General features: G+C 71.9%; 25 protein-coding genes and 1 pseudogene. 14 read left to right on the plus strand and 12 right to left on the minus strand.

Annotated features, from left to right (window positions below; translation table 11 throughout):
• Positions 1–51: 51 nt before the first annotated feature.
• The 4 genes from ACNNMR_RS15845 to ACNNMR_RS15860 all read right to left on the minus strand — a co-directional run bounded on the left by ACNNMR_RS15845 (position 52) and on the right by ACNNMR_RS15860 (position 3,569).
• Positions 52–669: a GNAT family N-acetyltransferase gene (locus tag ACNNMR_RS15845; RefSeq protein WP_419995257.1), complete on the minus strand. Its 618-nt coding sequence runs from the start codon at positions 667–669 to the stop codon at positions 52–54.
• On the minus strand, positions 666–1,574 hold the full coding sequence (locus ACNNMR_RS15850) for a class I SAM-dependent methyltransferase (RefSeq protein WP_419995258.1): 909 nt from the start codon (positions 1,572–1,574) through the stop codon (positions 666–668). Before ACNNMR_RS15850 ends, ACNNMR_RS15845 begins: the two co-directional genes overlap by 4 nt.
• Before the next feature lie 46 nt (positions 1,575–1,620).
• Entirely contained in the window at positions 1,621–2,349 is a 729-nt protein-coding gene (locus tag ACNNMR_RS15855; RefSeq protein WP_419995259.1) for a C39 family peptidase, read from the minus strand.
• Positions 2,350–2,504: 155 nt separating this feature from the next.
• Positions 2,505–3,569, minus strand: coding sequence for a LacI family DNA-binding transcriptional regulator (locus ACNNMR_RS15860; RefSeq protein WP_420000372.1), 1,065 nt, complete (start codon positions 3,567–3,569; stop codon positions 2,505–2,507).
• A gap of 155 nt (positions 3,570–3,724) precedes the next feature.
• Here ACNNMR_RS15860 and ACNNMR_RS15865 point away from each other — a divergent pair, with 155 nt between their 5' ends.
• The 4 genes from ACNNMR_RS15865 (at position 3,725) to ACNNMR_RS15880 (ending at position 8,415) form a co-directional block, all read left to right on the plus strand.
• Positions 3,725–5,056 (plus strand): extracellular solute-binding protein, encoded by a 1,332-nt coding sequence (locus tag ACNNMR_RS15865; protein WP_419995260.1) that lies wholly within the window; start codon positions 3,725–3,727, stop codon positions 5,054–5,056.
• Positions 5,057–5,060: 4 nt separating this feature from the next.
• Complete coding sequence (locus ACNNMR_RS15870) at positions 5,061–6,062, plus strand: carbohydrate ABC transporter permease (RefSeq protein ID WP_419995261.1); 1,002 nt, start codon at positions 5,061–5,063, stop codon at positions 6,060–6,062.
• Positions 6,063–6,917: a carbohydrate ABC transporter permease gene (locus ACNNMR_RS15875; protein WP_419995262.1), complete on the plus strand. Its 855-nt coding sequence runs from the start codon at positions 6,063–6,065 to the stop codon at positions 6,915–6,917.
• Positions 6,918–6,987: 70 nt separating this feature from the next.
• Positions 6,988–8,415 (plus strand): GH1 family beta-glucosidase, encoded by a 1,428-nt coding sequence (locus tag ACNNMR_RS15880; protein ID WP_419995263.1) that lies wholly within the window; start codon positions 6,988–6,990, stop codon positions 8,413–8,415.
• Between the two features lie 9 nt (positions 8,416–8,424).
• On the opposite strand, the gene ACNNMR_RS15885 is transcribed toward ACNNMR_RS15880, so the two are convergent.
• Complete coding sequence (locus ACNNMR_RS15885; protein WP_419995264.1) at positions 8,425–8,739, minus strand: putative quinol monooxygenase; 315 nt, start codon at positions 8,737–8,739, stop codon at positions 8,425–8,427.
• Positions 8,740–8,797: 58 nt separating this feature from the next.
• Between ACNNMR_RS15885 and ACNNMR_RS15890 the strand changes: the two genes are divergently transcribed.
• Both ACNNMR_RS15890 and ACNNMR_RS15895 read left to right on the plus strand, forming a co-directional pair.
• Positions 8,798–9,169, plus strand: a complete 372-nt coding sequence (locus tag ACNNMR_RS15890; RefSeq protein WP_419995265.1) for a MerR family transcriptional regulator — start codon at positions 8,798–8,800, stop codon at positions 9,167–9,169.
• 277 nt (positions 9,170–9,446) lie between these two features.
• Positions 9,447–10,343, plus strand: a pseudogene (locus ACNNMR_RS15895) (chitinase); the annotation flags it as partial.
• A gap of 74 nt (positions 10,344–10,417) precedes the next feature.
• On the opposite strand, the gene ACNNMR_RS15900 reads toward ACNNMR_RS15895, so the two are convergent.
• From ACNNMR_RS15900 to argJ, 3 genes are read right to left on the minus strand one after another with little or no spacing between them, the layout of a single operon-like run.
• Positions 10,418–11,077 (minus strand): HAD family hydrolase, encoded by a 660-nt coding sequence (locus ACNNMR_RS15900; RefSeq protein WP_419995266.1) that lies wholly within the window; start codon positions 11,075–11,077, stop codon positions 10,418–10,420.
• A gap of 26 nt (positions 11,078–11,103) precedes the next feature.
• The gene (locus ACNNMR_RS15905; RefSeq protein WP_419995267.1) at positions 11,104–12,015 is read right to left on the minus strand and encodes a GNAT family N-acetyltransferase; all 912 of its coding nucleotides are present in this window, start codon (positions 12,013–12,015) and stop codon (positions 11,104–11,106) included.
• A gap of 2 nt (positions 12,016–12,017) precedes the next feature.
• Positions 12,018–13,202 carry a bifunctional glutamate N-acetyltransferase/amino-acid acetyltransferase ArgJ gene (gene argJ / locus ACNNMR_RS15910; protein ID WP_419995268.1) on the minus strand — a complete coding sequence of 395 codons (1,185 nt, stop codon included), beginning with the start codon at positions 13,200–13,202 and terminating at the stop codon, positions 12,018–12,020.
• Between the two features lie 129 nt (positions 13,203–13,331).
• Here argJ and ACNNMR_RS15915 point away from each other — a divergent pair, with 129 nt between their 5' ends.
• Both ACNNMR_RS15915 and ACNNMR_RS15920 read left to right on the plus strand, forming a co-directional pair.
• Positions 13,332–14,183: a hypothetical protein gene (locus ACNNMR_RS15915; RefSeq protein WP_419995269.1), complete on the plus strand. Its 852-nt coding sequence runs from the start codon at positions 13,332–13,334 to the stop codon at positions 14,181–14,183.
• Positions 14,180–15,379 carry a S8 family peptidase gene (locus tag ACNNMR_RS15920; protein ID WP_419995270.1) on the plus strand — a complete coding sequence of 400 codons (1,200 nt, stop codon included), beginning with the start codon at positions 14,180–14,182 and terminating at the stop codon, positions 15,377–15,379. Before ACNNMR_RS15915 ends, ACNNMR_RS15920 begins: the two co-directional genes overlap by 4 nt.
• Before the next feature lie 11 nt (positions 15,380–15,390).
• On the opposite strand, the gene ACNNMR_RS15925 is transcribed toward ACNNMR_RS15920, so the two are convergent.
• Positions 15,391–16,818 carry a sensor histidine kinase gene (locus ACNNMR_RS15925; protein ID WP_419995271.1) on the minus strand — a complete coding sequence of 476 codons (1,428 nt, stop codon included), beginning with the start codon at positions 16,816–16,818 and terminating at the stop codon, positions 15,391–15,393.
• Positions 16,815–17,504, minus strand: coding sequence for a response regulator transcription factor (locus ACNNMR_RS15930; RefSeq protein WP_419995272.1), 690 nt, complete (start codon positions 17,502–17,504; stop codon positions 16,815–16,817). Before ACNNMR_RS15930 ends, ACNNMR_RS15925 begins: the two co-directional genes overlap by 4 nt.
• A gap of 143 nt (positions 17,505–17,647) precedes the next feature.
• Between ACNNMR_RS15930 and ACNNMR_RS15935 the strand changes: the two genes are divergently transcribed.
• Positions 17,648–18,217 (plus strand): hypothetical protein, encoded by a 570-nt coding sequence (locus ACNNMR_RS15935; RefSeq protein ID WP_419995273.1) that lies wholly within the window; start codon positions 17,648–17,650, stop codon positions 18,215–18,217.
• Positions 18,218–18,227: 10 nt separating this feature from the next.
• On the opposite strand, the gene ACNNMR_RS15940 is transcribed toward ACNNMR_RS15935, so the two are convergent.
• A complete protein-coding gene (locus ACNNMR_RS15940; RefSeq protein WP_419995274.1) occupies positions 18,228–19,094 on the minus strand; it encodes a spermidine synthase in 867 nt (288 codons plus the stop codon).
• A gap of 117 nt (positions 19,095–19,211) precedes the next feature.
• Positions 19,212–19,625 (minus strand): hypothetical protein, encoded by a 414-nt coding sequence (locus tag ACNNMR_RS15945; RefSeq protein ID WP_420000373.1) that lies wholly within the window; start codon positions 19,623–19,625, stop codon positions 19,212–19,214.
• Between the two features lie 254 nt (positions 19,626–19,879).
• On the opposite strand from ACNNMR_RS15945, the gene ACNNMR_RS15950 reads away from it, so the two are divergent.
• The 5 genes from ACNNMR_RS15950 (at position 19,880) to ACNNMR_RS15970 (ending at position 26,575) form a co-directional block, all read left to right on the plus strand.
• Positions 19,880–21,268: a hypothetical protein gene (locus tag ACNNMR_RS15950; RefSeq protein WP_419995275.1), complete on the plus strand. Its 1,389-nt coding sequence runs from the start codon at positions 19,880–19,882 to the stop codon at positions 21,266–21,268.
• 181 nt (positions 21,269–21,449) lie between these two features.
• On the plus strand, positions 21,450–22,496 hold the full coding sequence (locus ACNNMR_RS15955; RefSeq protein WP_419995276.1) for a phosphatase PAP2 family protein: 1,047 nt from the start codon (positions 21,450–21,452) through the stop codon (positions 22,494–22,496).
• A 1-nt stretch (position 22,497) separates the two neighbouring features.
• Positions 22,498–23,727, plus strand: coding sequence for a hypothetical protein (locus ACNNMR_RS15960; RefSeq protein WP_420000374.1), 1,230 nt, complete (start codon positions 22,498–22,500; stop codon positions 23,725–23,727).
• Positions 23,724–25,208: a hypothetical protein gene (locus ACNNMR_RS15965; RefSeq protein ID WP_419995277.1), complete on the plus strand. Its 1,485-nt coding sequence runs from the start codon at positions 23,724–23,726 to the stop codon at positions 25,206–25,208. Before ACNNMR_RS15960 ends, ACNNMR_RS15965 begins: the two co-directional genes overlap by 4 nt.
• Entirely contained in the window at positions 25,205–26,575 is a 1,371-nt protein-coding gene (locus tag ACNNMR_RS15970; protein WP_419995278.1) for an AAA domain-containing protein, read from the plus strand. Before ACNNMR_RS15965 ends, ACNNMR_RS15970 begins: the two co-directional genes overlap by 4 nt.
• The last annotated feature ends 54 nt before the right edge of the window (positions 26,576–26,629 follow it).

The raw sequence follows: 26,629 nt of genomic DNA on the forward strand, positions 1-26,629 counted from the left end.
CACCGTCCCCCACGACGAGGTGGTCCGCGAGGCGCGGGGAGCGGCTGGCCGTCACTCTCGGTGGCGCACGCAGACTGCGTACGGGGCGTCGTCCTGTTCGCCCTCGGCTCCTTTGACGAGGCCGCGGCTGCGGATCTCGCCCGCGTAGCGCATGCCGATGCGTTCCATTACGGCGCGCGAGCGGGTGTTGTGGCGGAGGGTGCAGGAGATCACGGCGTGCATGGCGAGCGTGTCGAAGGCGTAGGTCAGGCCGGCGCGGCCGATCTCGGCTGCGTAGCCGCTGCCCCAGAACTTGCGGCGGACCGCCCAGCCGAGCTCGGCCCAGTGGGCGTGGGCGGGGAAGGGGTGGCGGCTCTCGTGCGCGGTGTGGACCCACGGCTCGGGTGGGAGGAAGGCGTAGAGCTGGCCCCAGTCGTCGTCGATCGGCGTGCGTGACAGGCCGCCGCGGCCTACGACCTCGCCGGTCACGCGGTCGTAGGCGATCCATTTGTGGACGCCGTGGAGACGCCATGAGTCGCCCATGGACGCGGCCCGCCGCTCCATCTCCTGAAAGGTCGGCGGCTTGCTGCCGTACCACGGCCATACCGCGTCGTCGCTGTGTACGAGCCACAGGTCAGCCACCTTGTCGGGGCCGACCGGCTCCAGCCGGAGGCGCTGCGTGAGGATCATGCGAGCTGGAAGTGCCAGACGACCACGAGCGGGGAGCCGTCCAGGGCTGCTGCTGATGCCGCTGGGCACCAATACGGGAGGTCCCAGGACATCTCCGTCGGGAGCGGGTCCGGGGGGCCCGTGGCGTCGATCGTGGCGTCGATGCCCGGGCGCGGGCGGGTGGGTTCCTCGCAGTGGCGGACCTGGAAGCCGAGCGGGAGGGCGGCGGCCAGGTAGGCGCTGAGCGGGCGGTGGTATTCCGTGAGCAGGGCCGGGCGGCCGGTCGCGTCGAGGCCGCGGGCGAGGGTCGGGCTGAGGTAGGAGGCGAGCTGGTGGGCGTCCGAGAGCACCAGGTGGCCGCCGGGGCGCAGCACCCGCGCGAACTCGGCCAACACCTCGCCGAGCTCGGCCACGTGCGTCAGAGCGAGCGCGCAGACGACCGTATCGACCGAGTCGGTGGCCAGCGGCAGTCGGGCCAGGTCGGCCCGGCAGAGGCCTATCTCGGCCGGCAGCCGCCGGCGGGCCTGGGCGAGCATCTCCGGCGAGGCGTCGACGCCGGTCACGTCATGACCGAGCCGGTGCAGGTGGGCGGTGTGCCGGCCGGTGCCGCAGGCCGCGTCCAGCGCCCTCCCGACCGGCAGCCCGTCGAGGACGCGTTGGACGACGGGCTGCTCGACGTCGATCATCTGGTTGCCGGGTGCGTCGTAGTGCGCCGCCCAGTCCCGGTAGACCTCGGCCGTGCTGACCGCTCCGGTCGCCGCCTCCACCGATGCGGCCCGGGTGAGCCCGGGAGTGTCGAGCAGCTTGCGGACCTCGGCGATCCGCGCCTCGACGAAGTCCCGGTCGGCGCTCCCCTCCCGCAGCCCACGCAGCAGGGCGACACCCTCCAGCCCCAGCAGATACCCCAGTCCGCTCAGATACGTCACCCAGGGACGGTACCGACGCCCGATCGCACCGCTCCATCGGATTTGCCTACGCCGCGTACCCCTTCGGCGGGATCAGGGTCGACAACTGGTCGAAGGACAGCCAATAGATCTGATTGCCGCCGAAGGACGCCGGGTCCGCGATCAGCACCGTGCGCTGGGCGTCGTCGTAGCCGATGACCGAGAAGTAGTGGTAGATCGTCTGGTCCGGCGGGTAGCCGGGCGGCTGGTTGCCGGGTGGGGCGACGATGTTGGTGACGAGCGGGTAGTTGTTGTCGATGTCCGTCACGATGTCCTGCCAGAGCAGGTCCTTCTGGGCCTGCGTGGGCGGGTCGTTCGGCATCTCCTTCGTCTCGTACCAGCCGGTGCCCAGGTTCGCGTTCAGCACGCCCGTGACCTGGCTGATGTGGTCCGTACCCGCCTCCGTCGTGCCGAGCTGCGCCGCCAGGTCCGCCTGGCTCGGCGCGGCGATGCGGGCGGACAGGGCGATGCGGGTGGCGGCGGGGCCGCACCAGTAGCCGGTCTCCTGCACCTGGTAGTCGATCTCCAGGGTCTTCGCCGCCGCGGTGTCCGCGGCCTCGACGTGGAACTTGGTGCCGGGCTCGTTCATGCCACTGACCACGGCCGTGTCGGGCGCGGAGCCGTGTTCGAGCACCTCGACCCGCGGCGGCCTGGTGTCCTGCGCGTCCAGCCCGGCGGCCGGGAAGGCGAGCACGCCGCAGGCGGCGGTCGCGGCCAGGGCGGTGGCGATCGCGGTCGGGACAAGTCTCGTACGCATACGGCCTCCTGGTGCCGTGGTACGGGTGGGGGGTGTGCCCACGGATGTGCCCGTGTCGTGGGCACGCCAACGATAAGCGTCCGCCAACGCGCGGTCCACGCCTCATACCTGAGGGTTACGCCCCCAGGTCACGACGCACTGCACAGACCCTCCCGTCACGACGACCCCCGCACCACCAGCTCCGTGGGCAGCACCAAATGCGGTGGCTCCGCGCTCCGTTCGGCGATCTCCGCCAGCAGCAGCCGCACCATCGCCCGCCCCATCTCCATCGCCGGCTGCCGCACGCTGGTCAGCCCCGGCTCCGTATGCCGCGCCACCGCCGAGTCGTCGAAGCCCACCACCGCCACGTCCTCCGGCACCCGCCGCCCGGCCGCCCGGAGCTCCCGCAGCGCACCCGCCGCCATCAGGTCCGACGCGGCGAAGACCGCATCGAGCTCCGGCGCCCTGCCCAGCAGCCCCCGCGCCGCCGCCCGCCCGCCCGCCTCGGTGAAGTCCCCGTACGCGACGAGGTCTTCGCGCGCCCGCAGCCCCGCCTCCCCTAGCGCCTCCCGGTAGCCCGCGAGCCGCGCCTGCCCCACGTACATGTCCCGCGGCCCCGCGATCGTCGCGATCGCCCGCCGCCCCCGCGCCGCCAGGTGCGCCACCGCCTCCCGCGCGCCCCCGACGTTGTCCGAGTCGACGTACGGCACCGCCTCCCCGGCCGTCCGCCGCCCGCTCAGCACAGCGGGCAGCTCGAGCTGCCGCAACAGGTCGGGGAGCGGCTCATTCTCGTGTACGGACACCAGCAGCACGCCGTCGACCCGGTGGCCGCTCAGGTACTGGCCGAGCCGCCGCCGCTCCTGCGCGTCCCGGTTCAGCGTCAGCAGCAACTGCTTGTCGGATGCGGCGAGTTCCGCGCTCACGCCGCTGATGATCGCCGCGAAGTACGGCTCCGAGAACAGCCGCTCCTCCGGCTCCGGGATCACCAGCGCCACCGCGTCCGTCAGGCCCGCCGCCAGCGCCCGCGCGGTGCGGTCCGGTACGTATCCGAGCTCGGCTATCGCGCGCTCCACCGCCGCCTTCGTCTCCGGACTGACCTGCTGCGATCCATTGACCACCCGGGATACGGTGCCGCGCCCGACGCCCGCCCGCGCGGCCACCTCCTCAAGGGTCGGCCGGCCCCCTCGGCGGCCGCTCCTGCCGGCCGAACCGCCGCGTGTCCGGCCGCCGTTCCCGCCCATCCGCCGCGCCTGATCCATCGACACCTCCGAAGACAAAATCTGTCGGATCCCTTGACACTCCGCCACGGAGCGAGAGTCTTAAACACATCACAACTGGGAGCGCTCCCAACGTACTCGTCCCATCAAGCCGTCGAAAGCCGCAAGGAGCGTTAGGCATGGCCGTCAGCACCCGTACGCCCCGTACCTTCCACAGAGCAGCAGCCTGTCTGGCCGCACTCACTCTCGCCGCCGGACTCACCGCAGGCTGCGCCAGCGACGACGACGAGCCCGGCAGCTCCGGCGAGGGCGGCAAGGGCAAGACCACGATCACCGTGGGTGTGTTCGGCGTCTTCGGCCTCAAGGAGGCCGGGCTCTACAAGGAGTACATGAAGGCGAATCCGGACATCGTCATCAAGCAGAACTCCATCGAACGCGTCGACCAGTACTACCCGCAGCTCCTCACCCACCTCGCGTCCAGCAGCGGCCTAGCCGACATCCAGGCCGTCGAGGTCAACAACATCAACGAGGTCGTCACCCAGCACGCCCAGAAGTTCGAGGACCTCGGCAAGGCCCCCGGCGTCGAGAAGGACAGCTTCCTGCCCTGGAAGTGGGACCAGGCCACCGCCAAGGACGGCAAGACCATCGGCCTCGGCACCGACATCGGCCCGATGGGCATCTGCTACCGCAAGGACCACTTCAAGAAGGCGGGCCTGCCCACCGACCGCGAAGAGGTCGGCAAGCTGTGGGCCGGCGACTGGCAGAAGTACGTGGACACCGGCGCCGACTTCATGAAGAAGGCACCCGACGGCACCACCTTCGTCGACTCGGGCGCCAGCCTCTACAACGGCTCCAGCTCCAGCTACGCGACCCGCTACTACGACAAGTCCGGCAAGGTCATCTACAAGACGAGCAAGGGCGTCCAGGCCTCCTGGGACCTCGCCATGGAAGCCATCAAGGGCAAGATGACGGCCAAGTACAAGCAGTTCACCCCGCAGTGGGACCAGGGCTACGCGAACGGCAAGTTCGCCACCGTCGCCTGCCCGCCCTGGATGCTCGGCTACATCAAGGACAAGGCCGGCGAGAAGGCCGCGGACCAGTGGGACGTCGCCCCGGCCCCCAAGCCCGGCAACTGGGGCGGTTCCTTCCTCACCGTGCCGAGCGCGGGCAAGAACAAGGAGGAGGCGGCCAAGCTCGCCGCCTGGCTGACCGCACCTGAGCAGCAGGCGAAGCTCTTCGAGAAGCAGGGCAGCTTCCCCAGCTCGCAGGCGGCCTTCGACCTCCCGGCCGTAGCGGACGCCAAGCACGCCTACTTCGACGACGCCCCGATCGGGAAGATCTTCGCCGACGCCGCCAAGTCCATCCCGACCCTGGTGCTCGGCCCGAAGGACCAGCCGATCCTCCAGCAGATCACCGACATCGGCATCCTCCAGGTCGAGCAGCAGGGCAAGTCGCCCGAAGAGGGCTGGGAGGCCGCCGAGAAGAAGATCGACGACCTCTTGGAGCAGTGAGTTCGTGACTGAACTGACCGAGACAGCCGCGCCCTCCAAGGGGGAGGAGGGCGCGGTCCCGGCCGGCGCACAGCGCGACGAGCGGCGCGCGGCCCGGCGCAGCCGGCGCTATCAGCGCGACGTCAAGTGGAGCCCGTACGCCTTCATCGCCCCGTTCTTCATCTTCTTCGGGGCCTTCGGGCTCTTCCCGCTGCTGTACACGGGCTGGGCCTCCCTGCACCGCGTCTCCCTCAACGACCCCAACCACATGGAGTGGGCCGGGCTGCACAACTTCACCCGGCTGCTGGACGACGAGTTCTTCTGGAACGCCCTCCAGAACACCTTCACCATCGGCATCATCTCCACCGTCCCGCAGCTGCTGATGGCCCTGGGCATCGCCCATATGCTCAACTACCGGCTGCGCGGCTCGATGTTCTTCCGCGTCGCCGCCCTCACCCCGTACGCGACCAGCGTCGCCGCGGCCACCCTCGTCTTCGCGATGCTCTACGGCCGCGACTACGGGATGATCAACTGGGCGCTCGGCCTGGTCGGCATCGACAACGTCGACTGGGAGAACGGCGACTGGACCTCCCAGATCGCCATCTCCACCATCGTCATCTGGCGCTGGACCGGCTACAACGCGCTCATCTACCTCGCCGCCATGCAGGCCGTGCCGCACGACCTGTACGAGTCGGCGGCGCTCGACGGGGCTTCGCGGTGGCAGCAGTTCATCCATGTCACCATCCCGTCGCTGCGCCCGACGATCCTCTTCACGGTGGTGGTCTCCACCATCGGCGCCACCCAGCTCTTCGGCGAGCCGCTGCTCTTCAGCGGCACCTCGGGGGCGGCGGGCGGCGCTGATCACCAGTACCAGACGCTGGGTCTTTTCCTGTACGAGAAGGGCTGGTTCGAGCTCAACCTGGGCCGGGCTTCGGCCATCGCCTGGACGATGTTCCTGATCCTCATCGTGATCGGGCTGATCAACTGGCTGATCTCTTGGCGGCTCAAGAAGAGCGAGGGAGCGTAAATGGCTGCGCGCGTACGCGGCGTACGAAAAGCGGGCAAGCAGCTGCACGGCGGCTGGATCACGTACACCGTGCTGACCGTCTTCACCCTCGGCTCGCTGCTCCCGCTGGTCTGGACCGCCATCGCGGCTTCCAGGACCTCGACCCGGCTGTCCGAGACGCCGCCGCCGTTCTGGTTCGGCGGGAATCTCATGGACAACCTCGGCGAGGCGTGGGACGGCGCCAACATGGGCCTGGCGCTGTGGAATACGGTCATCGTCGCCGGGGCCATCACCCTGGGCACGGTGCTCTTCTCCACCATCGCCGGCTTCGCCTTCGCCAAGCTCAGATTCCGCTTCAAGACGCTGCTGCTCCTGCTGGTCATCGGCACGATGATGGTGCCGCCGCAGCTCAGCGTGGTGCCGCTGTTCATGGCCATCGCCGAGCTGCAGTGGACCAACCAGCTGCAGGCGGTCATCCTGCCGGGTCTGGTCAGCGCCTTCGGGGTCTTCTTCATGCGGCAGTACCTCGTGGAGGCGCTGCCCACCGAGCTGATCGAGGCGGCCCGGGTGGACGGGGCGTCGTCGCTGCGGGTGGTGTGGCATGTGGTCTTCCCGATCGCCCGGCCCGCGATGGCCGTGCTCGCGATGCTGACCTTCGTCATGGCCTGGAATGAGTTCTTCTGGCCGATCATCGCGCTGACCCAGGAGAACCCGACCGTCCAGGTCGCGCTGACCGGCCTGCCGCAGGGTTACGCCACCGACCGGTCCGTGATCATGGCGGGCGCGCTGCTCGGGACGCTGCCGCTGCTGGCGGCGTTCACGATCTTCGGCAAGCAGATCGTCGGCGGCATCATGCAGGGCGCGGTGAAGGGCTGACCAAACTCTCCTGCCTCCCCGGCAGTGCACGACTTCCTTACGTAACGACTGATTTGGGAGCGCTCCCATAATGACCGAAAACGTCACGCTCAGCTTCCCCCCGGACTTCATCTGGGGCGCCGCCACCGCCGCGTACCAGATCGAGGGCGCGGCGAGCGAGGACGGCCGCACGCCGTCGATCTGGGACACCTTCTCGCACACGCCCGGCAGAACGGCGGGCGGCGACACCGGCGATGTCGCCGTCGACCACTACCACCGCTTCCGCGACGACGTGGCGCTGATGTCGGACCTGGACCTGGCCGCGTACCGCTTCTCGGTCTCCTGGCCGCGGGTGCAGCCCACCGGCCGCGGCCCGGCGGTCCAGCGCGGCCTCGACTTCTACCGCGCGCTGGTCGACGAGCTGCTGGAGAAGGGCATCACCCCGGCGCTCACCCTCTACCACTGGGACCTGCCGCAGGAGCTGGAGGACGCCGGCGGCTGGCCGCACCGCGACACGGCGTACCGCTTCGCGGAATACGCGGCCCTGGTCGGCGAGGCGCTCGGCGACCGGGTCGGCACCTGGATCACCCTCAACGAGCCGTGGTGCAGCGCCTTCCTCGGCTACGCGGCAGGCGTCCACGCCCCGGGCCGTACGGACCCGGCCGCCTCGCTCCGCGCCGCCCACCACCTCAACCTCGCCCACGGCCTCGCGGCCCGCGAGCTGCGCCGCGTGCTGCCGGCCCGCGCGGAGGTCGGCATCAGCCTCAACCCGGCCACCGTCCGCCCCCGCAGCGCCTCGGAGGCGGACCGGGACGCGGCCCGCCGCATCGACGCCCTGGCGACGCGCGTCTTCACGAGCCCCCTCTTCCATGGCCGTTACGACGACGACCTGCTCGCGGACACCGCCCGCCTGACGGACTGGTCCTTCGTCCGGGACGGCGACCTGGAGACGGTCAAGCAGCCCCTGGACCTCCTCGGCCTGAACTACTACACCCCCTCCCTCGTCTCCGCGGTGGACGGCCCCGCGGCCCGCCGCGAACGCCGCGACGGCCACGGCGCCCGCGACCACTCCCCGTGGCCCGCCGCCGACCACGTCGCCTTCCACCAGCCGCCGGGGGACCGCACCGCGATGGAGTGGTCGGTGGACCCGACGGGCCTGTACGACCTGTTGCAGCGCTTCTCGCGCGAGGCGCCGGGCGTGCCGCTGCTGATCACGGAGAACGGCGCGGCGTACGACGACAAGCCGGAGCCGGACGGGAGCGTGCATGATCCGGAGCGGATCGCGTATCTGCACGGGCACTTGGCGGCGGTGCATGCGGCGATGCGGGACGGGGCGGATGTGCGGGGGTATTTCCTTTGGTCGCTGCTCGACAACTTCGAGTGGGCGTACGGGTATGAGAAGCGGTTCGGCGCGGTGTACGTGGACTATGCGACGCAGCAGCGGACGCCGAAGTCGAGTGCGCGGTGGTATGCGAGGGTGGCGCGGACGGGGCGGCTGGCGGGGCTGGGGGAGGAGTGAAGTCCGCGGCTACGCGGCCGGGTACGGGCTGATCATGGTCTTGAAGTAGCCCTCGGGGTCCGCCACCAGATAGGTGGACAGGTTCTCCAGGAAGGCCCGCAGCGGCGGCGTCTCGTTGTGCCGGTCGAGGTCTTCCTGGCTGCGCCAGATCTCGTACAGGAAGAAGCGGCCGTCCTCGTGCTCGTGGAGGTGGTACTGGAGGTTGCCCGGCTCCTGCCGGGACGGTGCCACGAGGGAGGTGAGGATGTGCCGGACCTCGTCGGCGCGCTCCGGGCGGGGGCGGAGGAAGCCGTAGAGGGAGATGGGGTGTTCGGTGTTGGTCATGACCTCAGGCTAGAATCTGACATCAATGTGAGTTTCAAGGGTGTGTGAGGGGCGTCACATGAAGATCGGCGATCTCGCCGCGGCGACGAGCACGTCCGTCCGCCTGCTCCGCTACTACGAGGAGCAGGGCCTCCTGGACTCCCACCGCCTCAGCAGCGGCCACCGCCGCTACGGCGAGAGCGCCCCCGCCGTGGTCGCCCGCATCCGCGCCCTGCTGGACGCCGGCCTGCCGACCAGGGTCATCCGCGACCTGCTGCCATGCGTACGCCAGGACGGCACGGTCGCGGAGTGCAAGCTGGAGACGCTGGAGGAGCATCTGGAGGGCCTGGACTCCCGCCTCAACGCCCTCGCGGAGACCCGGACGTCGCTGGCCGCCCTCATCGCGGCGACCCGGGACCTGGAGACGGCGTCGACGCCGGCGACCCTTTAATCGCCGCCGATCTCGGCCTGAAGGGCGCCTTAAGCCTCCTCCACAGGGCCCTGATCAGGCATTTTGTCCGTTTCTCCACCGCTAGCGTTCCCGCCGTCCCAGTCCCCCAACGCAAGGACGCGAGAACGTGAGCACTCCCCCCACCACCCACCGCCGCCACCGCACCCGCACCGTGAAGCTGACCGTCGCCGCCGCCGCGGCCGCACTGGCCGCCGGCGGCGGCTTCCTGCTCAGCGGTGGCGCACAGGCCGGGCAGGAGTCGAAGGCGGCGGAGGAGGCCGCCCCCGGCTTCGCCCCCTATGTCGACACCTCGCTCGCTCCCTCGTACGACGTCGTCGGCGCCGCGAAGGACCACGGCGTCAAGGAGTTCAACCTCGCCTTTATCACCGGTGGCGGCGGCTGTGACCCCAAGTGGGGTGGCGTCACCGAGCTCGGCAAGGATCCGGTGGCCGCGAAGATCGGCGACCTGCGGGCCGCGGGCGCGGATGCCCGGGTGTCCTTCGGCGGCGCGGCGGGCAGCGAGCTCGGGCTCGTATGCGAGTCGAAGGGCGCGCTGGCCGAGGCGTACGGGAAGGTCATCGACGAATACAAGCTCAAGAAGGTCGACTTCGACATCGAGGGCGGCGCGCTGCCCGACACCGCCGCCAACACCCTCCGGGCCGAGGCGATCGCGCAGCTGCAGAAGGAGCACCCGGGCCTGGACGTGACCTTCACGCTGCCGGTCATGCCGGAGGGCCTGACGCAGGACGGCGTGAATCTGCTGAAGACGGTCAAGGACAAGGGCGTGAAGGTCTCGGCCGTGAACATCATGGCGATGGACTACGGCCCGTCCTACGACGGCGACATGGGGAAGTACGCGACCCAGGCCGCCACCGCCACGCAGAAGCAGGTCAAGGAGGCCTTCGGGCTGTCGGACACCGCCGCCTGGCAGGCCGTCGCGGTGACGCCGATGATCGGCGTGAACGACGTGGTGGTGGAGAAGTTCACCGTCGCGGACGCCAAGGAGCTGGTCGCCTTCGCGAAGGAGAAGAAGCTCGGCGGCCTGTCGATGTGGTCGGCCAACCGCGACAAGGCCTGTGAGGGCGGCGCGGCCGACTCGGCGCAGCCGACGTGCAGCTCGATCGAGCAGGGCGCGCACGACTTCACGAAGGCCTTCGCGGCCTACGAAGGCTGATGCCCGGCCGCTGATCCCCCATGGCATCCTGCCGGGGCCGGCCTCCCCACGGGCCGTGCCCCGGCCGGGTGTTCTCAGACGCCGGCGAGCCAGCCCGTGACGGCGGGCAGCACCGCCCGCAGATCCGGGCCGTCGACCGCGGTGGTGGCCGCCGCGCGGGCCTGCCGGTCGGCGTTGAAGGCGACCGCCAGACCAACCTCCGCGAAGAGCGGCAGGTCGGAGCGGCTGTCCCCGATGGCCGCGCACTGGCCGGGCGCGAGGCCGCGGCGCGCGGCGTGGCGGAGGGCGAAGTCGCGCTTGCCGTACTCGTCGAAGGCGGCCCGTACCCGGCCGGTGAAGTGGCCGTCGGCGGTGTCCAGTTCGGGGCCGCAGTACGCGTCGATGCCGAAGCGGCGGGCGAGGTGGCCGCCGATGTGCTGCCAGGCGAGGGTGGTGAGGACGGGTTCGAGGCGGTTGGCACGGCACCAGTGGACGGTCTCGGCGATGCCGTCGACGAGCGGCACGCCTTCGAGCCACGCGTCGATCTCCTTCTCGCTGAAGCCGGCCCAGGTGCGGGCGTCGGCCTCGGCGACCTCCGGGTTGGTCAGCTTCCCGGCGGCGTACGCCTCCTCCGCCGCCGCCATGGCCTGCTCGCAGCCGAGGTAGCGGGAGACGTAGACGGCGGATCCCGGGTGCGGGACGAGGGTGCCGTCGATGTCGATGAAGACGGCGCCGGCTATGTCGGGGGAGATCATGCGGGACATTATTGCCGCGCAGGACTTCAGTGCGCCGCCCGCCGGTAGTGATACGCGGCCGCCTCGCTGAAGCCCGCGCTGTCGTAGAGCCGCAGCGCCGGGGCATTGGCGCGCTGAACCTGCAGATAGAGATCTGCTGCCCCCGCGTCCTGCGCCCACCCCGCCAGCGCCCCCAGCAGCACGCGCCCGGCACCGCGACGCCGCGCGTGCGGCAGCGTGGCGATCCCGAACAGCCCCGCCCACCCGCCGTCCGCCACCGCCCGGCCCACGGCGGCCACTTGGCCGTCGAGCAGCACGGACGCGTACCCGGTCGGCTGCTCGATGCGCTCCAGCAGCGCCCACTCGGCGGCGGCATCACATCCGCGCCCGGAGACCTGCGCCCAGGCGTCGAACCAGGCCTGGTGCGGGCGGGCATCGACGCGGACGTCGAGGGCCGCGCCACAACTCCCGCCCGCCCACGCCTCAGCCGGCTCAGCAGGAGAGCCCGCCCACCCCTCGGCCGACTCCGAAGGAGAGCCCGCCCTCCCCCATGCCGCACGGAGCAACGGGCGGGCGGGTGGGAAGACCCCCCAATCCCGCACCCGCGCCGCGGGCGCGACCCGCAGCGACGCCGCCGACTCCAGCCCGTACCCCCGCTCGGCCAGCAGCCCGTCGAGCGCATCGGGGCAGACTCCCGGCGTCACCTGGAAGCAGGCCGCACGTCCCCGTACCGCCGCGTGCTGCTCCGCCGCCGCCACCAGCCGCGCCAGCCCCGCTGGCCCGTGGTCCGCATGCGGCAGCACCGACTCGAGCCACCAGGAGCAGCCGGGCGCCTCCCGCAGCCACCAGCCGTCCACGACCTGAAGCCGCTCGGCCGGGAGCGCCCGCGCCGCGCGCTCCTGGAGGCCGCTGACCAGCTCCGTCCGTACGGCAGTCCGCGCCGCTGTCGCCGTAGCCATGGCTAGCTGGTGTAGTCCGCGTTGATCCGCACGTACCCCGCCGACAAGTCGCAGCCGTAGACGGTGGCTTCGCCGCCTGGCGCCGCCGGGCCGCCATTGCCAAGGTCGACGCCGATGGTCACCTCATCCCGGCGCATCAGCTCCGTGAGCCGCTCCAGCGTGCCCCCGTCCGGCTCCGACGGATACACCTCGACATCCCCGAACCGCACCGCGATCCGCTCCGGGTCGATCCCCTGCTCGTCCGTGTTCTTGCCGAGCGCCATCGCCACCCGCCCCCAGTTGGGATCGGCGCCGTGCACGGCGGTCTTCACCAGCGGCGAGTTGACCACGCTCTTCGCGATGCGCTTGGCCTGCGCGTCGTCCGCGGCGCCCGTGACCGTCACCGTGAGCAGCTTGGTCGCGCCCTCGCCGTCGCGGGCGAGCTGGAGGCAGAGGTCCAGGCACAGGTCGGCGAGGGCGGCGGCGAACTCCTGCGGGTCCACCGGCCCCGCCGCCCCGTTGGCGAGCACGGCGACCGTGTCGGAGGTGGAGGTGTCGGTGTCGACGCTGAGGGAGTTGAAGGAGGGCTCTACGGCCTTGCGCAGCGCGTCGTCGAGGTCCGCGGGCGCCACCTCGGCGTCGGTGAAGACGTAGGCGAGCATCGTCGCCATGTCCGGCTCCAGCATCCCGACGCCCTTGGCGACACCGGTGATACGGGCCGCGCCGACCTGCCGCTCGGCCGTCTTGGGGCGGGTGTCGGTGGTCATCATGGCGCGGGCGACGTCGAGGGGGGTGGCGGTGAAGGCGGCGCCCCCGGCCGTATCGAAGTGGGCGCGGATGGCGCCCATGGGCAGCGGGCGGCCGATCACTCCGGTCGAGCCGATCAGCACCTCCTCCGCGGCGACGCCCGCCAGCCCGGCGACCCGGGCGGTGACCTCGGCGGCGTTCTCGTGGCCCGCGCGGCCGGTGGCGACGTTGGCGTTCTGCGCCAGGGTGACGACGGCACGCAGCCGCCGGGCGGCGGCGTGCTTGCGGCTGAGGACCACCGCGGGGCCCGCGAAGTGGCTCTTGGTGAACATCGCCGCGCTCGCCGCGGGCAGGTCGGAGACGACGACCGATATGTCGTCCCCGCTGTCGCGGATGCCGCCGTGGGCGGTGTAGCCGCGGAAGCCGGCGGGCCAGGAGATCTCCGCATAGTCATGTGCCATACGGAATATTCTTGCACAGCCGCTCGTGATCCGAAAGCGAGTTGCAACGGCTGTGACCATCGGGTTCTCTGTGGCGTACGGGGGGAGGGTGGCTACTCCCACCATGTGTTGTCCATGGAAGGGAAGTTCATGTCACACCCACAGCAGCCGGGCTTCGGCGCACCGCCGCAGATGCCCGCGGGGGCGCCGCCGCCCATACCCGGCGGCCCGGGTGGCCCGGGCGGCCCCAGCCGCCCCGGCGGCGCCCGCAAGGCCTTCGGCACCCTGCTCGTCATCGCCGGCGTCCTCGGCCTCCTCGCCGGCGGCTTCCTGATCCAGCACGCCTACAGCAACAGCCGCCAGGAATTCTCCAACGACGAGTACGGCGCCGAAATGTGGCGCAACGAGCCCGCCGACAAGCTCTTCCCCGCCCGCCTCGGCGGCACCCCCGACGACCGCGAGTCGCTGTACGACCGTAAAACCGCCCGCTGGAACCGCGTCGGCATCGACTCCGGCACCGCCTGCGACAAGGCCCTCACCGACTACGTCCGCGCCGCCGCGAAGAAGCTCGGCTGCAAGGCGGTGCTGCGCGCCACGTACGCCGACCCCACCGGCAACATGGTCGCCACCGTCGCGATCGTCGTGCTCCCCGAGGGCCCGCAGGACGAGGGCCCCAAGAACAAGGTCCACAAGGCCTGGGACGACAACAAGCTCATCGACGGCGCGATCGTCCCGTACGCGGTGCCGGGCACCGTCGCCGCCAAGTTCGAGAACCGCAACGGCGCCTGGATGGAGACCGTCCTCGGCGAGTACATGCCGTACACCGTCGGCGCCAGCATCGGCTCGGCCGAGGGCTACATCGCGGGTCAGCTCCCGAAGCAGTACGTCAACAGCGAGCGCGACCAGGACACCGACCGCGACGCCTGGCACGCCAACGCCAAGGACCTGACCCAGCTCTTCGCCACCCACATGCTCGAACTGCGCAACGGAGACCTGCGATGACCCGGACTACTTCCCGTACGCGCACCGCTTCCCGTACGCGCACCGCCGGGATCCTCGCGACCGCCCTGTCCGGCTTCCTCGGCGCCGCCTTCGCCTTCGGCGCCGCCCCCGCCGCCGCGGCCGAGAACGCCCCGCCCAGCTGGGAATCCGCCGCCCTCGGGCTGCCGTCGGCGCAGCGCGGCGGCGCGCAGGGCGAGGGCGTCACCGTCGCCGTCCTCGACAGCGGGGTCAACCGAAGCCATCCGGCACTCAAGGGCCGGGTCACCAAGGTCAGCCCCGACATCTTCGACTCGGACGGGCTGAAGGAGGGCGATGCGAAGTACGGCATCCACGGCACCGCCATGGCCTCCGACGTGCTGAAGGTGGCCCCCAAAGCAAAGATCATCTCGGCCCGCGTCATCGACGACATCCCTGCGGGCGAGGAGAAGGGCGACGGGCCCCAGCGGCAGAAGGGCGGCAAGAGCGCGGCCGCCCAGGGCATCGACTTCGCGGTGGAGAACGGCGCCGACGTCATCTCGATGTCCTTCGGCAGCGTCCTCTTCCCCGACCTGGACGAGGACGAGACGGCCGCGATCGGCCGCGCCCTGCAGGCGGGCATCACGCTGGTCGCGGCGCCCGGCAACAGCGGTGGCAAGTACGGGCTCAACGACGGCAATTTCCCGGCGGGTTACGCGGGCGTGATCTCCGTCGCCGCGACCACCCCGGGCGGCGGCCGGGCCGAGTTCTCCACGATGCGTACGCACAACACCGTCGCCGCACCGGGCGTGCGGATCGCCAGCGCCAAGAACACCGGCGGCTACTACGCGATCGACGGCACCTCACCGGCCGCCGCGCTGACGTCGGGGGTCGTCGCCCTGATGCGCGCGAAGAACCCCGAGCTGACCCCCGCCCAGGTGCGGTCGATTCTGATGCGTACGGCGAAGCGGCCGCCGGGCGGGCACAATCCGCTGGTCGGCGCCGGTCAGGTCAATGCGGCGGCCGCGGTACGGGCGGCCGGGAGCCCGCCGAAGGTGGCCGCGGGGCCGGTGGCGTACAAGGGGAAGAAGACGATGGCGGCACCCTCGGACGTGAGCAAGTTCAAGCATCCGGCGCTGGAGACGGAGCTGGTGACCGCGGGCGGGGCCGCGGCGGGTGTGGGAGTGCTGGCGGTGCTCCTCGGGTGGCTGCTGCTGCGGAAGCGGCGGGCGGCGGTGTAGCCGCGTATGCCTCACGCGGACGGCGTCTTCGGTGCCTTTCTCGGCACCCGGTGGCGCCGTCTGCGTGCCTCCGGCACCGCCGCCGACCCGTCGGCCGCCAGCCACAGGCGGATCTCCGCGCCGCCCAGGATCGAGCGGCCGATGCGCACATCGCCGCCGGTGGACTCCGCGACCCGGCGCACGATGTCCAGGCCGAGGCCCGTCGAGCCCGGGCCGCCGTGGCCCCGGCCCCGCTCCATCGCCGCGTCGGGATCGGCGATCCCGGGGCCCGCGTCCGATACGAGCATGATCACCGCGTTCCCCGCATCGTGGATGTCCACCGAGAACGCCGTCCCCTCCGGCGTGTGCCGGAAGACGTTCCCGATCATCGAGTCCAGCGCCGCCGCCATCTCGGACCGCGCCACCGGCACCCGCACGGGGCGCTCCACCCCGGCGATCCGCACCTCCCGGACCTCGTCCTCGGCCAGCGCCGACCAGAAGGCCATCCGCTCCTTCGTCACCTCGCTGATGTCGCACCCGGCGGCGGCCGGGCCCGGGCCGGAGCCGGATCCCGACTCCTCGCCCGGCGGCCGCGACCGCACGTTCTTCTGCTCCCGTACGGCCGAGATGATCTCGTCCACCTCGCGCTCCAGCTGCGCGACCGCCTGCCGGGTCTGGTCGGCGGAGGGGGTGTCGCCGAGGGAGGCGGCGTTCAGGCGGAGGACCGTGAGGGGGGTGCGGAGGCGGTGGGAGATGTCGGCGGCGAGCTCGCGTTCGCCGGCCAGGAGCTGGACGACCTGGTCCGCCATGGAGTTGAAGGCCGCGGCGGCGGAGCGGAGCTCGGCGGGGCCCGACTCCTCGACCCTGACCTCCAGCTTGCCCTCGCCGAGCTCGTGCGCGGCCCCGGCGAGGCGCTCCGCCGGGCGCACCATGCGGGTGCCGAGGCGGTCCGCGACCGCCACCGAGCCGATGATCAGGCCGAGCCCGACCCCGGCCAGGACCGCCCAGGACATGGCGACGCCCTTGGTCAGCTCGCCGTCCGGCACGAAGACCTCGACCACCGCGACCCGGCCCGAGTCCACCGCCGTGGGCTGCAGGAAGGCGTGGCCGCCGACCGCCGCCACCAGGCGGGCGCGGCCGGACTTGGAGACGTCGTTCACATCGCCCCGGCTGGCCCGCGGCTGGCCGATGTCGACGGCGTCGGCGCGCTTCTTGCCCCCGGGTACGTAGACGGCGATACGGCCCTCGGCCCCCGCCTCCGTGGCGCCCACGGCCCGCTCCAGCTCGCCCGGGTCGGTGGTGATCGCCAGCGCCGGGCCGACCGCGGAGGCCTGCCGCTCGGCGGCGGTCAGGGCGCGGTCGCGGGCCATCTCCTTCACCACAAGCCCCAGCGGCACGGCGAAGGCGACCACCACCATGGCGGTGACCGCCAGGCACACCTTGACCAGGGCCCATCTCACTGGGGCGGCTCCAGCTTCACTCCCACACCGCGCAGGGTGTGCAGATAGCGCGGCTTCGCGGCCGTCTCGCCGAGCTTGCGGCGCAGCCAGGACAGGTGCACGTCGATGGTCTGGTCATCGCCGTACGACTGCCGCCAGACCTCGGCGAGCAGCTCCTTGCGCGGCACGACGACGCCGGGCCGCTGGGCGAGGAAGGCCAGCAGGTCGAACTCGCGGCGGGTGAGGTCGAGCGCCGTACCGTCCAGCTCGGCCTGGCGGCGGAGCGGGTCGACGGTCAGGCCGCCGACCCGCAGGACCCGCTCGGGCGGCCCGGCGTCGGCGCGGGCCCGGGAGCGGCGGAGGACGGCGGAGAGGCGGGCGGAGAGGTGCTCCACGGAGAAGGGCTTGACGAGGTAGTCGTCGGCGCCGTCGTTCAGGAGGCGGACGATCTCGGCTTCGTCGTCGCGGGCCGTGGCAATGATCACAGGCACATCGGTGATCCCGCGCAGCATCTTCAGCGCCTCGGAACCATCCAAATCGGGCAGACCGAGATCAAGAATGACCACGTCGAACGGGTAATGCGCGACCTCGCGCAGCGCCTCCAGCGCGGTGCCGACACTACGAACCGTATGGGACGCCTCGCTCAGGTGCCTGATCAGCGCCGAACGCACAAACTGGTCGTCCTCGACCACGAGCACACTTGCCATGAGCGGCAACGTACGCCAAATGAGCGTCCGGAGTCTTCCTTGTTGACGAGGGGAGGTGGCGGAGGGTAGTGCAAGCGGCGCATATTGGCTCGCGCTTACCCGTGGTGGTACACGCAAGTGGCACGTGCGACAGTATGTGCCCGATGCATCGACGACTCGTTACCGCGGCGGCCTGGACGCTGGCGACTCTGGCAGCGGTCACGCTGTCCTGGTTCGGCGTCCACACGGTGCTGTCCAACACGGCATATCCGCAGCGCACGCTGCCTTTGTCGGATGCGGGCCGGAAGCCGGGCGACGGCGACGGGGCGGGCTCGAAGCTGCCGGAGGGCACCTCCCGCGCACCCTCGCAGGACGACTCCGCGTCCTCGCGCGAGCCCTCGTCGGGCACGTCGGCCGGGCGGACCCCGTCGCCCTCGAAGAAGTCGGATTCCCCGCGCCCCTCCGCTACGAGCGCGGCCGCGGGCCCCACGAAGTCGAGCGGCGGGAAGGTGAAGACGTACTCGGTCTCCGGGGGGCGGGTGTCCTTCGCGATCGACTCGGAGCGGTGCGAGCTCGTGTCGGCGACGCCGAACTCGGGGTGGGCCATGCAGACGTGGAAGGACCCGAGCTGGATCCGCGTGGACTTCACCCAGGGTGACCGGCGCAACATGGTCTTCTGCCGGTGGGACGAAAGCGGCGCCCCCTCGGTGGAGACGGACGAGAACGCGCAGTAATCAAACGCTGTCAGCGAAAGACCCCGGGCGGCGGCAGCGGCGACTCCCTCGCCGTGGCATCCGTCGCCGGCCGCGCCCCCGCCATGAAGTCGGTCAGGTCCCGCCCCGCCAGCACCCGCCCCGGATGCGGATCCGTGGCCGCGCGCCGGGTCAGCTCCCGTACCGGCAGCTCGCGGTCCGACGCGATCAGCACCGCATTGCCGAAGCGCTTCCCCCGCAGCACCGCCGGGTCGGCGGTCAGGCACAGCTCGGGGAAGAGCTCCCTGACGGTGGCGATCTGCCCCCGCAGATACGTCAGCGGCGGCCCGTCCGCCAGATTCGCCGCGTAAAGCCCCCCGGCCCGCAGCACCCGCCGCACCTCCCCCGCGAACTCCACGCTCGTCAGATGCGCCGGCGTCCGCGCCACCCGGAAGACATCCCCCACGACCACATCCGCCCAGTCGTCCGGCACCTTCCCGAGCACCGCGCGCGCATCCCCGTTCCGTACGCGAATCCGCACCCCGTCGGCGACCGGCAGCCGGCTCCGTACGAAGGCGACCAGCTCGGCATCTATCTCGGCGACCTGCTGCACGGACCGCGGCCGCGTATCCGCCACATACCGCGCGAGCGTCAGCGCCCCGCCCCCGAGGTGCACCACCCGCAGCGGCCGCCCGGCGGGCGCCGCCAGATCGATGGCATGCCCGAGCCGCCGCTGATACTCGAACTGCAGAAACCCGGGATCATCAAGATCCACATGCGACTGCGGCGCACCGTCGACAAGAAGCGTCCAGGCCCGAGCCCGATCAGGATCGGGCCGCAGCTCGGCGGTCCCACCGCCGACCTCCGCGACGACGGCTTCCCGCGCGCCGCGGGTCCGGGTGCGCCTGCCGCTGGCCATGGAGTCAGTATCGCCTTCGGCGGCGGGCGAACGCACATTCAGCCCGTCCGGCGCTTGAGGACTTCCGCGCGAAGCGCAGGAAACCGCGCCGCAGGCGCGCACGCCCAAGCCAAGCGCTCAGCGATCCGCGGCCTCAAGCGTCTTCACGGCCTCCCCCAGCGCCTCCCGCAGCACCTGCGGATCCGTAACCGGCGCGGCTTCCTCAGGAGCCACCAGCCACCGCGTACCGGACACCGGCGGCGAAGCCTGCCAGCAGCATCCAGCCGCACCCCTGCCGGGCCCCCGCCCAAGGATCCGCGTACACGCGCTGCCCGGCACATCCCACGCCTCGGCCGTACCCGCAGGCACCACGAAGCCGAGCGTGTCGAAGCCGCCATCGTGCAGTACGGGCCCCACCGAGGTGCGCAGGCGCATGATGTCGACGGCCTCCAGGCCATGCCGCGCGGGCACGGTGACGAGGTCGCAGGGCGCCGCCGCGTCCGCTGAGTACACACCGTCCCGCCGCACGGTCGCGGGGGCGGCATCGTCCAGGCCGGTTTCCACCAAGGGAAACCCCTCCTTACGCAGTCCAGCCACGTCGTCCCTGTCAACTTGAACAACGCACGGCCGCGTCAACGGCTACGGCACAACACCGCTCCAACGCATGGCACTTCATGGCAAATCAGCGATGAGATATCCAGTTTGTCAGCGATTTACCGGCAAACCCACCGTGTTCGCCCCGTCACAACCAGTACGGTGCCACCGGGAATTACCGATACTGCACAGCACTTGCAAGGGGCACCGACGTGGCGACCGACGACGTGACGCCCAACGCCGCCTTCAGAAGGCTGCGAGGACACCGCTCACCAGGCGAGTTCGCCGCGGCCGTGCGCCGCGCCGGCCGGGAGATCGGGGAGCAGGTCTCCTGCGACGCGCGCTACATCGGCCGGGTCGAGTCCGGCGAGATCCGCTGCCCGAACTACGCCTACGAGCGAGTCTTCCTGCACATGTTCCCGGGGTACTCGCTGACCGATCTCGGCTTCGCGACCCGCGAGTCCGTACGCGGACGCGGGGCGCGCGCGGCAAGCAGCACGCCCCCGGCGGCTCCCGCGAGCCCCACCGAGGCTCAGCCGTACGGGGCACCTGGCAACGACAGCACTACCGAGGAGAGCGACGTGCAACGTCGCGCATTCATGACCGGCGGCCCGGCCGCCGTGGCCGCCCTGGCCGTGGGCGCCACCGCCACCCCGCAGGCCGCGGCCCACCCCGGCGGCGCCCGCCGCCCCGGCAGCGCCGACGCCGCCGCCCTGGAGGACGCCGTCCGCCGCATCCGCCTGCTCGACGACCGGCACGGCGCCGACGCCCTGTACGAGAAGGCGGGCCACTCGCTGCGCGCCGCCTTCTCCCTCCTGGACGAGGGCGCCCGCAGCCGGCACATCAACGACCGCCTGCACGCCGGCGCCGGCGAGCTCGCCATCTCCGTAGGCTGGCTCGCCCACGACTCGGGCCGCTTCGCCGAGGCCCGCTCGCACTACGCCGAGGCCCTGGCCACGGCCCGTATGGCCGCCGACCCGGCTCTCGAAGCCCACGCCTTCTGCAATACGGCCTTCCTGGCCCGCGACGCAGGGCGTCCGCACGAGGCGGTACGGGCCGCGCAGGCCGCGCAGCAGGCGGCCCGGCACCTGGGCTCCGCCCGGCTGCTGTCCCTGCTGGCGCTGCGGGAGGCGGGCGGCTGGGCCGGCGTCGGCGACCGGGCGGCCTGCCGGGAGGCGCTGACCCGAGCGAAGACGTACTTCGACAAGGGGACCTCGGACGCCGATCCGGAGTGGATGTCGTTCTTCAGCAAGGCCGAGCTGGCAGGTCTGGAGGCGCAGTGCTGGGCCAGGCTCGGCGACCACGCCCGCGCCGCCGGGCACACCCGCCGCGCCATCGCGCTCCAGGACCCGCACTTCACCCGCAACATCGCCCTCTACACCGCCCAGCTCGCCGCCGACCTCGCCGCGAGCGGCGCCGCCGACGAGGCGGCGGCGGCGGCCACCCGGGTCGTCGGACTGCTCGACCAGGTCAAGTCGTCCCGTATCCGCGCGATGCTGAAGTCCACGGCGCACGCATTGCGGCCGCACTCCGCGAACGCCTCCGTGGCGGGCTTCCTCGACCGGCACCAGACGGCCGCGCTCGCGCCGCGCCCCGCCTGAGGCCCGGCACCACACCCGAATCTCCTCAACCGGACCTGTCACCTCCTCTCCCGCGCTCAACCCAGGTGCGGTGAAGTGCGTCTCCTGCAGCCAAGACGATGTGCTCACCGCCAGCTGTACGCCGTACAGTGGAAGATCGGGCCGAGCACGAACGGGCGGTCCGGGGCGACAGGAGAACGCGATGAAGGGGCCGGTGCCAGCGGCGTACGAGCCGAGGCGTAAGTGGTGGGCCGAGCTCATCCTCATCGCGATCGTGTACGCGCTCTACTCGGCCGGCCGGCTGCTCGCCACCGGCAGCGTGGCCCAGGCCAACGACCACGGCCTCGCCATCCTCGACCTCGAAAAGGCGCTCTACCTCCACGCCGAGTCGCCCCTCAACGACCTCTTCACCGCACACGCCGCGATCGGCGTCCCCGCCGACTTCGCGTACGCCACGCTGCACTACATAGTCACGCCCGCCGTCCTGATCTGGGTCTGGCGCCGCCGCCACGAGCACTACCGGCGGCTGCGCAGCTGGCTGATGGCCTCCACCCTCATCGGCCTCGTCGGCTTCGTCCTGCTGCCGACCGCGCCGCCGCGGCTCCTCGCCGGCGAGCACGGCTTCGTGGACACCATGGCCCAGTACTCCTCATACGGCTGGTGGGGCGGCGAGGCCAGCGCCCCCCGGGGCCTCGGCGGGCTGACGAACCAGTACGCGGCGATGCCGAGCCTGCACGTCGGCTGGGCGCTGTGGTGCGGCCTGGTGGTGTGGCGGCATGCGCGCTCGCGGACCGTACGGGTGCTGGCGCTGGCGTATCCGGTGGTGACGGCGCTGGTGGTGATGGGCACGGCCAACCACTACCTGCTCGACGCGGTCGCGGGCGTGGCGGTCATGGGCGCCGGCTATCTGGCGGCCGGCCCGCTGGTACGGGCCGCGGACCTGGTGAAGGCGCAGGCGGGACCGGCGCTGGGACAGCTCGCGCGGACGCGGCTGGCGCCGGGGCGGCGGCGGGTGCCGGTGCGGCAGGGTTCCATCGTCGTTGTCGGTGGGGGATGGAAGACTGCGGCGCGTGGAACGCACATCCCCAGACCGCGTACCCCCGCGGACGCTTCCGGCGCAGCAGGACCGGGCGGCTCCGGAGGGAGCGCCGCAGGCAGGATCACCAGCGACACCGCAGGCAGGATCACAGGCGGCCCCGCAGGCACCACCGCGCCCGACGGCGGCAGCGCTCCGGCAGCGGCTCGCTGACCTGCGCGGCCCGGGCGTCCTCCCGCGCCCGCTCGACGCCCGCGCGCTGGCCGCGCTCGCCGCGAACCCCGGCTGCGAACGCCGCGCGCTGCTCGACGGCGCGGGCGTCGACAAGGCGGCGCTGGCAGAGGCCCTGGGCAGCCCGTCCTCCTTCGGCCAGTCCCAGTTCGCCTTCGCCCGCGGCAATTCCTTCGAGGCGCGAGTGAAGGCGGACGGCGGCGCGGAGCTGCTGCGCCTGTACTGCGCCCGGATCGCCGGCGGCGCGGAGCCGCCTCCGGCGGAGGAGGTCCGTACGCCCGACCTGACCGCACCGGGCCCCGAGGGCCGCGCGGAGCGCACCCGGCAGGCGCTGGCCGCGGCGGGCGACGGCGGGTGGACGCTGCTGGACCATCCGCTGCTGCGGCTGGAGGTGGCGGGCTCGGGGGTCTTCCTGGAGCCGGACGCCCTGATCGTCGCCCCCGACGGCACCTGGACGGTCATCGAGATCAAGTCCTTCCCCATCCTGGACGGCGCGGCGGACGCGGCGAAGGTGGGCGCGGCGGCGCGCCAGTCGGCGGTGTACGTACTGGCGCTGGACGCGCTCCCGGACGCCTCGGTGCGCAGCGACGTGCTCCTGGTCTGCCCGAAGGACTTCTCCAACCTCCCGGCGGCGGAGTCCATGGACGTACGCCCCCAACTGGCCGTCACCCGCCGCCAACTGGCCCGCCTGACGCGACTGGAGTCGATCGCGGCGGGGTTGCCGGACGGCGTGACCTTCGATGTGTCGCGCCCGGCAGCGGAGCTGACGGAGTCGGTGTCGACGGTGCACGCGGCCTACGCCCCGGAGTGCCTGTCGTCGTGCGAACTGGCCTTCCACTGCAGGTCCCGGGCGCGGGAGGCGGGCGAGGTGGTGGCGCTGGGCAGGTCGATCCGAGGCGAGCTGGGCTCACTGCGCACAATCGCGGAGGTCCTCTCGGCAGCCACCCCCACCCACCCACCCGCTGAACTCGCAGCCGGGCAGCAAGGGTCAGCTGGGCTGGCGGGAGCAGCGGAGCCGACCGGACCCGGCGGGGCGCCGGGACCAGCCGGGCCAGCCGAGGCGACCGGGCCAGCCGGGCCCAGCCCAGCCACAACCGACCCAGCCGCGCAAGCCCTCCGCCGTGCAGCCGCGCTCCGCGCGGAGGCCCTGGGCGCCGCAGGAACCACACCCCCTGCCCGCGAGAGCATCGGGCGGGCGGGTGGGCACAAATGACCCTCCTCACCACCCTCGCCCGCGCCGAAGCCGCCGCCACCGGCCGCGCCCAGCCGCAGGCCACCGTCCGCCACCGCCACCTCTCCAACCGCCCTCTCGTCCTCATCCCCCTCACCGCCGCCGGCGAGGCAGCCGCCCCGCTCGGCGCCCTCGTCGGCACCGACCGCGACCACCCCACCCTCCTCACGGTCCCCCAACCCCGCGACCGCGACCTCCGCTTCGCCTTCCTGGCCGAGCTCGCGGAGATCGTGCTCCCGCACATCGACTCGTACGCAGACGACACCGAAACAGAGACCCGCAAGGGCGAAGACTTCGAACTCTGCCTGGACGCCCCCCAGCTGATCGTCCCCAACTCCCCCGGCGTCGACTACATCCGCCTCCTGGGCCGCTCCATGCGCTTCCGCCGCACAGCCGAGGACGACCCGGACACCCCATACCCCGCCCCACCCCGCGTCCCTCTCCTGGGCCGCTGGCTGACGCACTACGCAGAGCGCGCCCGAGTCCCCGGCTCCTGCCTCCTCCTCTCCATGACCGGCCTCCTGACCCGCCACTGGACGACGGGCCAGAGCCACCTGGAGGACCAGCACCTGGGCGCCCTCCTGGCCTGGCTCCAAGGCGAGGACGCCACCCACGCCGAACTCGCCCGCGACCCCCGCGGCCAACTCCTCACCCCACCCGCAGGCCCAGCCACCGACCCCGCCTTCGACAACCGCCTCCTAGCGCCCGCAATGGCCCGCTACGACGCCGAAGTCCCCACCGCCGCAAAGGAGATCGCCGACCTCCTCCACAGCGTCCTCCGCCCCACCTGGGACGCCGTCTGGACCGGCCTCGACCTGCTCCACACCCTCCCCGAAGCCCCCCGCGCCGAAGCCCGCTGGCGCGGCGACCGCTGGTCCTACACCGGCCACCGCGACCGCATCCGCGCCGGCGAACCCCCACAACCCCGCCGCGACGACGCGGTAACAGCCGCCCGAAAACTCGCCTCCCGCGAACGCGCCCAAGCAGAACTCGACGCCCAGGAAGCCCTGGACGACCCCCTGGTGATGGCAGGCCGCCGCCTCACCGGCGAGGCCTTCGCAGGCGAGGTGACAGAGGTCGTCATGGCGTACTCAGAAGCCAAGCGCCCCCGCCCGCGCCCCCTGCTCACGATCCGTACGGAAGACACCCCCCACCTCGCGGAGGGCACACGCGTCTACCGCGACACGACGGCAGGCAAGCCGCAGACGGCGGAGGTGGTGTCGTACGACCCGGACGACACGATCACCGTCCGCCTGACCGACCGCATGGGCCGAGGCAAGGACCCCGACCCGGGCAGCATCCCCGACCCCGGCGACCGCCTCTGCTTCACGCTCTTCGAACACGCCCCCCGCGGCGGCCCCGGCCTCCCGGACCCCGAGGACACCCCCTGGACCCACGGCGGCCCACCGGGCGCACTCACCGCCGAGGCAGCGGACACCCCAACCGCGGAGGACTTCCTGTGACGACCACCGCCGACGGCCCCACCGCCACCGGCCCCGCCGCGCCCACCCCGGCCGCCCAAGCGGCCAAGGCCGCCACCGAAGCGATCCTCGCCGACACCCTCGACGGCACCCACCGAGGCGTCGTAGTCGACTCCCCACCCGGCGCCGGCAAAACCACCCTCGTCGTCACGGCCGCCCAGCGCATCGCCGCCACCAACCGCCGCCTAATGATCGTCGCGCAAACAAACGCCCAGGTGGACGACCTAGTAGACCGCCTCGCCACAGCGGCCCCCAACCTCCCCATCGGCCGCCTGCACAGCAGCGACCCGAGCCCGTACGACCCCATCCTGGACACCCACGAACAGGTCCGCCCGGCCTCGTCCCTCGCAGACCTGACAGGTCTCCCGGTCACGGTCTCAACGGCCGCAAAATGGGCGTACGTAAAATCCGCCGACCTGGACGAACGCTGGCCACACGCAATCATCGACGAGGCCTACCAGATGCGCTCGGACGCCCTCCTGGCCGTAGGCGGCCTCTTCGAACGCGCCCTGTTCGTAGGCGACCCGGGCCAGCTGGACCCCTTCGCGGTGGTAGGCGCGGAACAGTGGGCAGGCCTGTCGTACGACCCTTCGACGAGCGCGGTCACGACCCTCCTGGCCCACAACCCGGACCTCCCCCAACACCGCCTCCCGGTCTCCTGGCGCCTCCCGGCATCCGCAGCCCCCCTGGTGTCGCAGGCCTTCTACCCGTACACCCCCTTCCGCGCCGGAACGGGCCCGGACGACCGCCACCTGTCCTTCAACGAGCCCTCCACGGACTCACCAGCCGACCGCGCGGTGGACGAGGCCGCAGCCTCGGGCTGGGCCCTGCTGGAACTCCCGGAGGCGGTCACGCCCCGCACGGACCCGGAGGCAATCGCGGCGGTAGCGGACGTGGTCGACCGCCTCCTGGCCCGCGAGGGCGAGACAAGAAGCGAACGAGGCGGCGGCCCAACCCCGCTAACGGCGGACCGCATCGCAGTAGGCACAGCCCACCGCGACCAGGCAGCAGCGGTACGAACCGCCCTGGCAGCCCGCGAGGTCGAAGGCGTAACGGTAGACACCGCCAACCGCCTACAAGGCCGCGAATACGACGCCACAGTCATCCTCCACCCCTTGTCAGGCCGCCCCGACGCCACCGCCTTCCACCTGGAAACCGGCCGCCTCTGCGTCCTGACCTCCCGCCACCGCCACGCCTGCATCGTGATCTCGCGAGCCGGCATCCCCTCCCTCCTGGACGCCCACCCCTCCACAGAGCCGGTCCGCCTAGGCGCCCCGATCAAATTCCCAGACGGCTGGGAGGCAAATCAGGCGGTACTGGCGCACTTGGGGGCGCACACGATCCGCTGACGCTCCCACTTCAGCGTGACTTGTCCGATAACCGGTTCGTTGATCAGTGCGAAA

This window comes from Streptomyces boninensis (assembly GCF_048572725.1).
In the GTDB taxonomy this organism is placed as follows: Bacteria; Actinomycetota; Actinomycetes; order Streptomycetales; family Streptomycetaceae; genus Streptomyces; species Streptomyces boninensis.